This is a genomic window from Mucilaginibacter phenanthrenivorans (assembly GCF_024721155.1).
GTDB lineage: Bacteria > Bacteroidota > Bacteroidia > Sphingobacteriales > Sphingobacteriaceae > Mucilaginibacter > Mucilaginibacter phenanthrenivorans.
This window is the reverse complement of record NZ_JAHVAP010000001.1, coordinates 184359-197655: the sequence shown is the minus strand read 5'-3', so window position 1 is coordinate 197655 and position 13297 is coordinate 184359. Positions and strand designations below refer to the sequence as shown.

At 40.2% G+C, this 13297-nt stretch carries 6 protein-coding genes; 2 read left to right on the top strand and 4 right to left on the bottom strand.

All coding sequences use genetic code 11. The annotated features are described in order from the left end of the window. Positions 1-211 precede the first annotated feature (211 nt). Positions 212-5197, top strand: coding sequence for an ELWxxDGT repeat protein (locus KXD93_RS00905; RefSeq protein WP_258134972.1), 4986 nt, complete (start codon positions 212-214; stop codon positions 5195-5197). Beyond that, positions 5185-5880, top strand: a complete 696-nt coding sequence (locus KXD93_RS00900; RefSeq protein ID WP_258134971.1) for a hypothetical protein — start codon at positions 5185-5187, stop codon at positions 5878-5880. Before KXD93_RS00905 ends, KXD93_RS00900 begins: the two co-directional genes overlap by 13 nt. A 730-nt stretch (positions 5881-6610) precedes the next feature. Here the strand turns inward: KXD93_RS00900 and KXD93_RS00895 are convergent. The 4 genes from KXD93_RS00895 to KXD93_RS00880 all read right to left on the bottom strand — a co-directional run bounded on the left by KXD93_RS00895 (position 6611) and on the right by KXD93_RS00880 (position 12862). Next, a complete protein-coding gene (locus tag KXD93_RS00895) occupies positions 6611-8221 on the bottom strand; it encodes a S41 family peptidase (protein WP_258134970.1) in 1611 nt (536 codons plus the stop codon). 281 nt (positions 8222-8502) lie between these two features. After that, a complete protein-coding gene (locus tag KXD93_RS00890) occupies positions 8503-10194 on the bottom strand; it encodes a S41 family peptidase (RefSeq protein WP_258134969.1) in 1692 nt (563 codons plus the stop codon). Positions 10195-10217: 23 nt separating this feature from the next. After that, complete coding sequence (locus tag KXD93_RS00885; RefSeq protein WP_258134968.1) at positions 10218-12503, bottom strand: M56 family metallopeptidase; 2286 nt, start codon at positions 12501-12503, stop codon at positions 10218-10220. Continuing rightward, positions 12500-12862 carry a BlaI/MecI/CopY family transcriptional regulator gene (locus tag KXD93_RS00880; RefSeq protein ID WP_258134967.1) on the bottom strand — a complete coding sequence of 121 codons (363 nt, stop codon included), beginning with the start codon at positions 12860-12862 and terminating at the stop codon, positions 12500-12502. The genes KXD93_RS00885 and KXD93_RS00880 overlap by 4 nt, the downstream gene beginning before the upstream one ends. Positions 12863-13297 lie beyond the last annotated feature (435 nt).

Genomic DNA, 13297 nt, shown 5'->3' with positions numbered 1-13297 from the left:
CCCTTATAATTCATAAAATCTGTAAAAGGTGTTCAAAGAGGCCTCTTCATCTCCACAACTTATTCCGTCAAGACAATCAGAAAATGTAAAAAACTCTTCAAATCAAGTAATTTGGAATTTTTTGTTTTTTACGCAGTAATTGCAATCTAAAAAATTGCAAAGTGCTATTAAATTATTAGTTTTATATCACTCTAATCAGTATCACAATTAAATGTATAAAAAGTTTATTTTTGCTGTGCTTGCCTTATTTTTGGCTGCTGGCTCCCTGCAGGCTCAAAAACTGATCAAGAATTTTACCTCCGTTGGTCGCGTTACAAGTTACAAAGGTTTCCTCCTGTTTGCTGCCGATGACGGTGCTCACGGAATTGAGTTATGGAAGTCTGACGGGACAAATTCAGGTACAACACTTGTAAAAGATATTGCAACAGGTCCAGCCGGCTCATCACCTGCAAATCTCACGGTGTATAACGGTAAAGTATATTTTGCGGCGAATGACGGCGTGCATGGCAACGAACTCTGGGTAAGCGATGGCACACCGGCGGGCACAAAAATGTTTGCCGATATAAACCCCTATCCGGGTAATGGCTACAATGGATCTGATCCTGTACAGTTAACAGTAGCAAACAATAGGCTGTTTTTTGTTGCTACAAACAGTTCCAGCGTGCCAACATCAACACTGTTTGTCACAGATGGCACCTCGGGAAATCTTGTTCAGCTAATCAGCTCACTTAATGAAGGGCCCGGACAATTGATAGCGGTACAAAATACGCTGTATTTTACCGAAGGCCCCTATAGTGGAACGCTTGGAAAATCAGATGGAACTGTAGCCGGAACAACAACGGTTAACCTCGAAGATAACGTTTCAGTTGGTCAACTGCGGAATATAAATGGCAATTTAGTTTTTACAACAAGTACATCCAATACACAAAACATCAAGCTTTACCAGTTAAGCCCGGTATCCGATACGCCTGTGCTGCTTCAATCATATGATGCGGTGCAATACGGAGGTGTAGCGCTTAATAACATCACACAAGCCAGCAACGGCTTTTTTTACTCAATTGAGGCAACTGATGCCAATCGTAACGGTATTGATTACCTGTGGTACAGTGATGGTACAGTCAAAGGTACTGCAAGTTTGAAAAATTACCCATGGACACCTTACCTCTCCGGTTCAAGCATGAAGAATTTTGTGAATTTTAACAATAAACTGTACTTCGCCGCGCCTGGTTCTTTTGCGCTTTGGACTAGTGACGGAACAGCAACAGGAACCACTCAGGCTGCCAACATCAACTTAACCGGGGGCACGCCAGTTTTATCAGCCAACAAACTATTTTACATACTACAAGGCTCTGTGTATGCACTGGATGCATCAAACTCACAATCACTTCAATTTTCATCACCTCAAAACCCAACGCAACTACAGGATATAGCCGGTACGTTATACTTTTCAGCAAAAAGCGGGGCGGTAACCGGATTATGGAATAACATCGCAAGCCCACAATTAAATGTAGCTGCTGGTTATCAGAGTTTAAGTTCAGGCGATGTATTTAATATAAATACCAAGATAGATAGTGCCATCACCACTCCTGTAACTATAACCAATGCAGGTAATGCTACACTTACCTTAGCTGAGGTAAGTGTTTCCGGAACTGCATTTTACGTAAACGGGCACCCGGCCCAGGTACTTAAATCCGGTGCATCGGTCAACTTTAATCTCGTTTATTTCCCTGCGCAACAGAATGAGCAAAACGGTACCCTTACGATAAGAACCAACGATAACAGTAAGAATGATTTCAAAGCAAACCTTACCGGCACAATTCATGTCGGAAAAGCAAAAAGCAGTGCAACTCCGAGTGGGCTAAATAAAGCTATCGACTTTACAGACACTTCGGCTATGATAAAGCTGAGCAATAACAAAGTTGATGATGACAAACCCGCTCAAACCATAGTAGGAGTCGTTTCTCTAAAAAATGGACAGCAAGCATCTGATTATAAATTAACCACTGGTGATGGGGACAGCGATAATAGTAGTTTTATTATGGATAGCGGAAAGTTAAAAACTGCCGCTAAGCTTCATTTCGCCGATAAAAACACGTATTCCATAAGGGTAGCTGCGCAATTAAACAATACTACCTACCAGCAAACATTTGTTGTGCAGGTGAATAAGCCGGCAGATACAACTACAGCTACCGGCCCTTGCGGTGCAAAAATGCAAAATCTGACTTACGGTTTATATGATGTGGGAGTGAATGGCACCCGCATAGTTGCTGTTGGCGGTAACGGCAAAATACTGGAAAGTACAGACAACGGTGCGCATTGGCTTTTGGCAGGTGCAGGTGCGGTTCAGGATCTTAAAAAGATCAGATTTGCCGATAGCAACACCGGCTATATTCTTGGAAATAATAACACATTCTTGAAAAGTACAGACGGAGGCGCCAGTTGGGGGCTTTTAAACGTACCATCAGTTCCCTACCCTTATTTCACGGCAATGGCATTTCCAACAGCCAACACGGGATATATTTTCAGCAGTTCTGCCGCTTATAAAACAACCGACGGCGGTAAGTCGTGGTTGCAACTTGATTTCGCTAGTTATAACAACATCAATGCTGCTTTTTTTACAGATGAAAAAACCGGTTATGTTTGCGGCTCGTCAGACATGTTAATGAAAACTACCGATGGTGGCCTAACCTGGACTACTTTAACAAGCACACTGGGCGATAATACCAACCTTCAAAATATATTATTTGTAAATGCGACCGGCTATTTATTCAGCACAGCTGGCGACATGATGAAAACTACTGACGGCGGTAAAACATGGAGCAGGGCGGGCGTAGTGCCTAACGGATATGTTCAAGGCGGCTATTTCCTGAGCGAAAAGACAGGTTATGTAGCGTCGGGATTTAGCGGTAGTGCCGTTTTTGAAACAACGGACGGTGGCAGTACCTGGAACAACGTAGCTTATGGCTTTGGTGACCTACTGGCGGTCGCCTTTAATAAAGATGGTTCTCTTGGGGCTGCTGTAGGTATCGGCGTGGGCTCGGGTGCTTCTGGAGGCCCGGGGCGCAATGTGTTTGTTAAACAGGGCGGCCAAAGCTGGCAAAACGCGATTGAGCTTACCGGAGACGATTTCAATAACGTAAATTTTACAGATACCAATACCGGTTATCTGTTTGGTAATCGCGCAAACTTAAAAACCACAGACGGAGGCATTTCATGGCATCCTATGCAGTTAGATCTGTCGCAAGCTTATCCGTACCCATACATCACAAGCTTTTTTAGTAGTAAAAATACTGCTTATTGCGTCGTAATGGCTGACTTATATAAAACAAGCGATGCCGGCACCACCTGGAAAAAATTGCTCTCAGGTGACGGCCCCGAACAGATAAGAAGTGTTTATTTTATAAATGATGATATAGGTTTTATTGGCACAATGAATGACGGCGAGATCAAAAAAACTATCGACGGCGGTGCTACATGGACAAGTTCGCCATCATTGAACCCTGCGGGGTGGTTTTTTCAAATTCAATTTATTAACAACACCACCGGTTTTGCTGTGGGTGCAAACAGCATTGTCAAAACTACAGACCAGGGCCTTACCTGGACATATATCTACTCGCAACCTGATTCCTATCTGACCGCAATTCATATGTTTGATGAGAGCAATGGCCTTGCCGCCGGATTGAAAGGATTGATATTACAAACCAGTGATGGCGGAAAAACATGGAAAACACTGACAACCGCTATTGTTGGCGACATACAATATTTGTGCTTTGTTAATAACATGCATGGTTACGCATTTTCTGGTAATTACGGCATATCGTATCAATCTATATTTGAAACATTTGATGGTGGGCTTACATGGCAATCCAGTCGGTTATACACTCCCGAAGGACAGGGTATCAGCTTACAAGGCAATGCCATTTACCTATCGGGACAGGGTGGTGTAATTGAAAAATTGGCAATGGATACGACACCGGGAAAGGTGGGAAACATTTCTGGCGAAACAGTTGTGGCTGAGAAAACAAAAACTGATTACACGGTCGCAGCGGGCGATGGCGTAAATTACAAGTGGACAGCGAACAGCAGCGATATGCAGATCAACACTTCAGGGAATAAGGCCACGGTGCAATGGAATAAAGCCGGAACTTATCAATTACAGGTTGCTAACTATAATGGCTGCGGGGCTGGCGATACCAAAACGCTGAACGTAACTGTTGTCCCGGCACCAAAAATACCGGTAATTACAGGGCCAGACACTGTTTTGGCAGGCGCACATAATATACTTTATCAAACTGGGCCTGATACGAGCGTTACATACACGTGGTTTGCCAAAGGGGACAGTACAGTTAACGCTTCGGTTAATACGGTACTGGTTAACTGGGGAAAACCGGGTACCGGGAGTGTAGATGTAGTAGCTACTCAACCCGCTACTGGGTTACGCGCCGAACAAAGTTTGAATGTATTGATAAACGCCGCCCCGTTTACACAACCAAATGATAATTTCAGGATACAGGTAACCTCTGAACCATGCAAAGGCGATAACGATGGAATAATTAAGATCACCGCTGTTCAAAAACTAAATTACACCGTTATAGTACAAGGCAGTAATACAAAAACACTGCACTTTACAGATTCAGTTAGTGTAACAGGGCTGGCAGCAGGCAGCTATAAACTAGCAATAACGGCAGATGGTAAAACAGGCTATGAACGTGATTTTACTGTGAATGTAACGGAACCTAAAGATCTTTCATTATATGCAGTAGTGAATCAGGCGGATAGTACAGTTAACCTGAATTTACAAGGTGGGAATTTGTACACCATCAACCTCAACGGCACTGAGAAAACAACCAGCTTAAGCCAGCTATCGCTAAAGCTTGCGGCTGGTGATAACGTGTTAACCGTTAGCACTGATAAACCATGCCAGGGTATAATACAAAAACATTTATTGATAAACAACAACGTGATTATTTTCCCTAACCCTTTTACTGATGTGATTAACATTCGCATCGGTTTCAAAAGCTCCGGAACAGCTAAATTAACGTTGCAGAATCTGCAGGGTAAACTAATATGGTCTGGCACACAAACCATTAGTAACAATAAGCTTCAGATTAATCCGGGCAATTTAGATTCCGGGTTTTACATTTTACGACTCGACCTTGACAACAAATCAACAGCATATAAAATATGGAAAAAATAAACAGGATAGTATTTTTACTGGTGATGCTATTTGCATTAGGTTGCAGCAGCAAAAAAAGCGCACAGCCAGGGCCCAATCCCGTTGCCGCAACTCTTATTTTTCCGGCGGCTGACGCGGCATGTATTATTGGCAATGATAAATTGGCTACAGAAAGTACTATACCTTTTAACTGGGAAAGTGCTGCCAATACAAACAGTTACAAGCTAACTATAAAAAACCTGCTGAACGGCACTCTTATCACAAAAACAACTTCAGGAACTACACTGAATGTTACGCTGCCCGTTAATGCATCATATTCATGGAATATCACCTCGCAATCAAATAGTTCAAGTGGTACAGTGGTGAGCGAAACCTGGAAGTTTTACAATTCCGGCCCGGGTGTAACGTCTTATGCACCCTTCCCGGCCGAGATAATAGCACCAACTATGCAGCAATATGTAAATCTGGGAGATGGAAAAATTAGCCTGAAATGGAAAGGCTCCGATGCTGACAACGATATTACCAGCTATAGCATTTATTTTGATACGAAACAATCTCCGGTTTTATACAAAAGCGGAATTGTAGCGGATAGCTTGGGTAACGTTAGTATAAAATCAAATACCACTTATTATTGGAAGGTGGTAACCACCGATTCCCAGGGCAATACATCCGATTCCGGCGACTATTCATTTACTGTAAACTAAAAAAGTTGTTCCCGACGTGGCCATTAGTGATGTGCTAAATATAATTAACTGATTTTTAGGCAGGTGTAACTGTTTCAAGTCATAGTTAACGCTCTCTCTTTACGCACTAATAATAAAAGAGGAAGAATTAGCAATGGTTCTTCCTGCTTTTATTTCCTTCAAAAATCTTCGCCTAAGGTGATAGGTCAGTATCAAAGTCAAGGCCAGTTTTCTTAACTTTGGTATGTGTCGAAATACAGGACTTTCACACAGTATGAAAGCCCAAAGATCGCTTTCAGGTTTTAGGAGATATTCTGACAAATTATGATAAAGGTAAAATTCGGTCAATTTATGCATGGAAAGAAGTAGAAGTATCAGAGATGAATATTCAGCCTTCTATCCTATTTTCTTGAATAATTTCCTTTATTACTTCAAATATGCCTCCAGTGTTCTAATAGATTCCCGTTCATCCCGCAAATTTCAATATCAAAAAAGGAAAATCCTGAAAATAAAACGATTGCAGACTTTCCTTTTTATTTTAAAACGTCTTTTTGAGTTAGGTTTGAGCTAGACGTGGAGCCTATTTAAATTTCTTTCGTGGATAATGTTATTGCGTTTATAAGGCAAAATTTAAAAGCTTTTCGTAGGTCGAACGCTTGAAAAATGGCAGACGTGTTAATGCAATAATGATGAGTAATTGCCATAACAAAAAATAAAGGCCGCCTATTTCTAGAAATATTAACTATGGTATTCATTTATTTGACAAGTACCGTAAAGCTGCGTCTAACTCCGTATCGCCCCCTTTTCTAATACTTGCAACAGTAGGTGCGACTAATATATCCGGCTGAATCCCCTTTCCTACAAAATCATCGCCGTTAGCAAACATATCCCTTTTGGTGCAAATGCGCGCCGTTCCATTGCCGGGCAAGCCAATTACTAAAGGCTGCCCTGTACTACCTCCAGTTGGCATCCCTATTATTGTACCACGATTAAGAGATTTGAATGCCGCGACAAAATCCTCAGCAGCAGAAAATGTTCTTGAACTTGTCAATACCACCACCGGTTTGCTATAAAAAGAGTTATCAGCCGGAGTAAGAACGCTTATGCCGCTAACAAAATTTTGCATTTGATTAGATGCCCGGTAATATGGGTTATAGTCGCGCACGTACCAGGAATGAATAGGTTGTTTTTTTTCGATCAGGTACCTAAGGATACTCCACGGCGTACTCCCACCACCATTGTTCCTCACATCAAATATTATCGCATTTGCTTTTGAAATTTCTTTAAAATTATTCACAAAGGCCCTGGTAGCGGAATCGGTTGCAAAACTATTCATAGCAATATAAGCTATATTTCCTTCAAGCACCTTATACTGAAATGGGCTAACTGCCAATCGTTTGCTGCGTTCTTCAGGCTTTACACGCCTGATAGTATATGTTTTTTCAGGCCCTGACGCATCCTTCAATTCTAATTTGATGGGGTCATTTATAGCGCCTCCTAATAGTGAATACTCATATGTTCTCGTTTCAAGGTCTTGTGGCGTCGATGAGCTTAGATAAGGGATAACGAACCTGGCAGCATACTCCTTAACAGGTAATCCGTTTACCGTAACAATTTCCTGCCCTGTTTTAATCCCTTCTTTTTCCAATGCGCTATCGTACACCCCGACTATCAAAACCTTGTCCTCTATCATCCTGGTGCGAAGTAAGGGCCTTGCATAAAATTCATCATCCAGTTCATCCGGCATATAAACATTAGTATGACCGTCCTTAAGTTGAGCACAAAACTCCATCAAGTTTTTATAATATGCTAATGTGGATTTGGTTTGTTTTACCTTTGGCAAATAAGCGAGATAGAGGGAGTCGAATTTTAAACGTGGAACCAAATCAAAGTTTGCAAAATTGTACTTCACCTCTGACCATAATTTCGACAGACCCGCTATTTTTTCGTCGTCTGAAATATTTTCCCTGTAAGAAGTTAATAGCTCCTTAGATTCCCAAAAGTCTTTTTGATTAACAAAAGATTGACTGAGTTTCTTTTCTCTGGTTAAATTTTCTCCTGTAGTCTTTATAAGCGCATTCCAGAGTGGTTCGTTATGAAGAGATGCAAGGTCAGCATCTTTTTCGATGACATTAACCTTTGAAAATCCATCTTGATATACAGCTTGTTTGAGATAGGCAAATGCCAAATCCTTGTCTCCTTCTAAGGCAAAATAACATGCTGTATTGTAATTAGATATCTCTGCATTTCCGGTTTGCATATTATTTTTTAATTCCTTCCCGCCACCAGAATTTTGTGCAAGACATATCGTTGCGGCCTTAACAAAAAAGATCGATATTAAAATCAGTTTTTGGGGTTTCATATATAGATTAGGTTACTGTTTTAATTAATTATTATTTACACAGATTTTCATTCGCTTGAAAGAGTTAATAAGCTAATTTTTGGGGGTACAGATTGAGTTTACAAGCTGCATACCTTGGCTTAACATAATTTAAGAGCTTAAACACTTTATAAGTTTTATACGGGATCAGATGTCGCGGCGCGGCTATGACTCCTGCTCGAATCCTCCGAAAACACAGTAAAACGCGCAGTTATAAAATTATTACTGAACAAAATTCAAACAGGCTCTTATACGTCAAAGAATTACTTATTTAATAATTGCAGTGCCTTTTCTTTTGCTAAATCGGTTCCGGCCCATAAATCTTTGATGGTTTTTGTCACGGCAATATCTGGCATAATGCCTATGCCAACAAATTCTTTGCCATCCGGATAGGCATCGTGCTTGGTACAGATGCGTGCAGACCCGCCGCCGGGCAGGTTAAAGCTCATGGGTTGACCGGTGCTGCCTCCGGTAGCCTGCCCAATTAATTTTCCGCGTTTCATATAATCAAAAGCTACAGTGAAATCTTCGGCAGCTGAAAATGTACGGGCGCTAATCAATACTACCACCGGCTTATCATAATATTGCTTGCCGTTAACGCGCCACTCACCCGGGGCATTTTCATACCATTGAATACCATTAATTACTGGCAGATACCTGGGTATTTTGGAAAATGAAGTTTTGAAAGGTTTGTTAGTTAAAGATTCTAAAATATGGTAACCAATGCCGCTACTGCCGCCGCCGTTATTCCTGATATCAATTATCAATCCCTTTGTTTTGGCAATTTGGGTATAAAGAGAATCGAACTGGCTCATTATTTTTTCGTCCTCAAAATTATTTACGGTTAAATAACCAATCTGTCCTATTTGCGTGTATTCCAAACCGGCAGTTGAATTTTTTATATCATGATAGCCTGTGCGATTAATAGTTTGTTCCCAGGTTTTGCCTTTGCTGTTACGAAGCTGCAATTGAATGGGTTTAGTAGCGGAGCCTGCCAGTAATGAGTAAGTATAGGTACGAACGTCTAAGTCCTGCGGGGTTGAGCTGCTTTGATAAGGTGCTACCTGTGTTTTACCATAGTTTAAAACTGGTTGATTATCGATTCTGATGATTTCTGTACCCGGAACTATACCAGTTTTTTTCAGACTGTCGCTAAAAACCTGGGTAACAAATACCCGGCCTTCAATCAATTCAGTGCGAAAAGGCGGCCTGGCATAAAATTCACCGGTTAAGGCCTGTGGCACATATACGTTAGAGTGTCCGTCTTTTAGCTGGGCATAAAACTGTTGCAGTACTTTGTAATATTGGGTAGTAGAACTTGTGTTTTTTACCAGCGGCAAATACTCCAGGTATGTTTTGTCCCAGTCGATAGCTGCGTGATCAAAATTGGCGAAGTTATATTTTGCCTGCGACCATAAAAGTGATAAGCCAGCCACTTTTTCATCGTCTGATAAATTATTCTGGTAAGCGGTTTTTAGGGATTCGTCGTTCCAGAGTGCTTGTCTTAATTTCAGCTTGTTTATTGCAGCCTGAAAGCGCATATCTGAACGTATCGGAATGAATAAGGAATCCTTTTCATAATACGGTATACGATAGTAATCGCCTTGGTCACAAACATTTTCTAAGGTTGCAATGGCCTTGTCATATTGATGGGCAAGGATATAAACCATCGTCATATCAAAATAAACATCGGCTTTACGTGCTTTTAAATACAGGTTGCCTTGTGCAAGTTCTGTTACCTGTTTGCTATTTAAATATTTGATAGTGTTATCTAAAATAGCAATACTGCTGTCGCACTCGCCTTTAGAGGGATTGTTTTTATCGTAAAATTTACGGGCCCTTGCACGTCCCTCCTGTGCCTTGTCGTAGGCTTGCCCCGATGTAAGGTTCTGCTGTGATAAGGCGTTTAGGGAAAGAATTGTTAAAATTAATGTTGTGATAAGGTTAGCTTTCATATTGTTTTATTAAATATTTATCATCAATTAAAAGAGTTTTTTAGCGTAACGTACTTTTGCAGATCGGTTGAAACAAGTCCTTTCTGTTTCATGGCAGCTACATATTCTGGTGTTACACCGGTATTTTTCAGTTCTATAAATTCATTGATAGGTACATTGGTAAATCCTAAATCTTTGAATCCCTTGATAAAGTCGGGTGTTATTTTTTGCATTTTCAGCATTACTAATACATTCGGCTCAATATGGGCATAGCCAATTGCCTTAAAGTTTTCAATGTAAGCAGGTGTAATGTCCCAGGCTTTAAATTGGGTTAGGGAGTTTAATTGAAGATTGGTATAACCTGCGCCTTGTAACGCCCTTATATACTCGGGTGTTATTTTTTGCATTTTAAGGCTCAGTAGCGTAGTTGCAGGTATCTTAGCATAACCCAAATTTTGCAAGTCCTTAATATAGTCAGGGGTTATATTGAAAGTTTTGAACGAGCGCAGTTGTGATTCGTTAAGGTTATATCCAGCTACAGCTATTTCTCTTAAATAGGTGCTGTCAATATGCATATATCTGGCAGTAGTTATTTCGTTGATACTGGGTTTTAAATCTGCAGTATCATTTGTTCTTTTGCCTGCCTGCCGTGCAAGAATCAGTTCTTTTATATAGCTCCCGGTTACGCTATCAGCTTTTAACCGGCGCAATTCCTGAAAGGTAACATGAGGATAACCTACATCTCTGATTTCTTTCAGATAACCGCTATCAACTTTGCCAAGTTTTGTCGTCAGTAAATCGTGTGCTGTAAAATCTCTTAAGCCCGCCTGACCCCAAAATTTAATATCATTTTCATCTACCTTAAAAAAGACTAAACTGCTTAACTCGCTCGCCTTTATTTCTGTAAACCCATTGTTAAGCAGGCATTTTATATAACTCTCCTTCACGTTTTGTACTAATAATCCAATAAGTGGATCGGCATCTGTGTTTTTGATGCCACATTTATCCAGGTATTCAATATAGCTTTTGTTGAATGTCATTTTAAAGCGCCCAAGTCCCTGGTCGCCTTCAAATTTGCCACTAAACAAAACGGTACCCGCATTCCGGTTAAGTACAAACTTGCCTTCCTTGTTTACAGGTAGTTCGGTAAGGTCCTTTACAGGAAATGTAAATCCATTATAGCTCATATCTTTACCATTAATCACTATTTTCATATCCATGTTAAGCACATCTTTCTCCTTATTGGCATACCAAAAACCCGTAATATCGCCTTTAAATGCGGTATCAATGAGCCTTTGACTATTGCTTACAGTGGTAAGATTATTACTTAAAGCAGGTTGATTGAGGGTGCAAACTAAACCTGCAAATACAGGAACCAGCATGAAATACTTCCACATGGTATGAAAGTTTGATCTTTTAGCGTTCATCATCAGAATCCGTTTTTTTAAAAGCGATTGATTATAGTTAGTTGCAATGCGCAGCGAAAACTGAGGCACAGAGACCTGCAGCAAGCTAAGCTGGTAGGAAGAGGCGTCTACATCGTTTTTAACAGTTACCGCTTCATCCGTAAGGTATTCGAGGTTGTTCTCCAACTCCTTGCGGTACCACCAGGCAAAAGGATTAAACCATTGTAATATAATAACCAGCTCGCTTAACAAAATATCGATGCTGTGCAGTTGACGGGCGTGTATTTTCTCGTGTAATAAAATAAGGTTATACGTTTCCCATTCGTATTTCTCAGGATTAATGAAAATGTTGTTTAGAAAAGAACAAGGTACTTTATCATTACTGAGCTCAACAATACGGTAAGCACCATCAATAATTGCCGGCCTGGTATAAGCCTGATAAAGTGTAAAAGCTAACTGCACCAATAGATTTAAGCTGAATATCACCACCCCGGTGATATAAATGATGAACAACCAATGCATCAGCAGGACAGTATCTAAAGTTTTAAGCCAGGCGCCCATTTTCTCGCTAAATGATGGTGTTTTTGGTGGCACAACATTCTGCATAGCAGGATTTAGTGTTTGCTTGCTCTCCAATGGTTTATTTACTGTAGGTTTTGGCTTTGCGGGAATATTTATTTGGTTTTCAATTTCCGGTAAGATAACGGGAGCAGGTGGTATAACTTTTGCAACCGCCATTTGATGAATAGGGTCGGCCGACCACTGTTGAGGAACACGAATCAAGGGCAGCAGGAAGGACAATGGCATGCATGCCAATAGTACCCACCGGTTTATCCGGTAAAAAGTTTCTTTTTGTAAAAGCAACTTATAAAATATCAGGCAAATTGCAATCAAAAAAGCTACGTGCAGCAGATATAGTATCATTTTTTATTGGATTTAATAATGTTGATAATGTCATTCAGTTCATCTTCAGTAAGTTTTTGCTCTTTAGCAAAAAAAGCAAGCATGTTTGAGTACGAGTTATCAAAATACTGGCTCACAATATCTTTCATAGAATGCTTTTGGTAATCCTCTTTTGATACAGCCGGATAGTATTGAAACATATTACCTACGCTCTCATATTCAAGAAATCCTTTTTCTTTCAGAATCTTCAGCATAGTGGCGACGGAGTTATAATGCGGTTTGGGATCGGGCAGTTCCTGGATAATATCTTTGATAAAAGCCTTTTCAAGATTCCACACGGCCTGCATAATCTGTTCTTCTCGTTTTGCTAATTTTTGCATTGATTTTTAAATTACAAACAAACTTAATACTAATAAATTAGTATTCAAACTAATTTATTAGTATTTCTTATTTTTTTGTGCTGTTTACGTTAATTGGACGTTCCTAAGCGATTGACCACCTCGTTCCAAAATTGAAAAAAGTAGCTTTCTTAACATTTTGACCACATTAATTCATTGGCTATGAATTGCGATTTTGCTAATTAAACATACAAATCAGTGCTATAAAGAACACGAAATCATTTGGTTAAGCCTTGCACCGTATCCAGAGACAGTGACAACAAGGGTGAAACCCATGATAATATTAGCCTTTCACCTATGGTGATTTTTTTGTGATCGGTAGGTGAAGAGATTTTCTTTTTCTATTTTAGGATCATCCCTTTTGTGGTGTATTTTATGGCGAAAACAAAAATTACTCTTCCTTATTACACAGAAATC

Bases quoted from the DNA above. Each gene is read 5' to 3' on its own strand.
- KXD93_RS00905 (WP_258134972.1), top strand. From the start codon at position 212: ATGTATAAAAAGTTTATTTTTGCTGTGCTTGCCTTATTTTTGGCTGCT.
- KXD93_RS00900 (WP_258134971.1), top strand. From the start codon at position 5,185: ATGGAAAAAATAAACAGGATAGTATTTTTACTGGTGATGCTATTTGCA.
- KXD93_RS00895 (WP_258134970.1), bottom strand. From the start codon at position 8,221: ATGAAACCCCAAAAACTGATTTTAATATCGATCTTTTTTGTTAAGGCC.
- KXD93_RS00890 (WP_258134969.1), bottom strand. From the start codon at position 10,194: ATGAAAGCTAACCTTATCACAACATTAATTTTAACAATTCTTTCCCTA.
- KXD93_RS00885 (WP_258134968.1), bottom strand. From the start codon at position 12,503: ATGATACTATATCTGCTGCACGTAGCTTTTTTGATTGCAATTTGCCTG.
- KXD93_RS00880 (WP_258134967.1), bottom strand. From the start codon at position 12,862: ATGCAAAAATTAGCAAAACGAGAAGAACAGATTATGCAGGCCGTGTGG.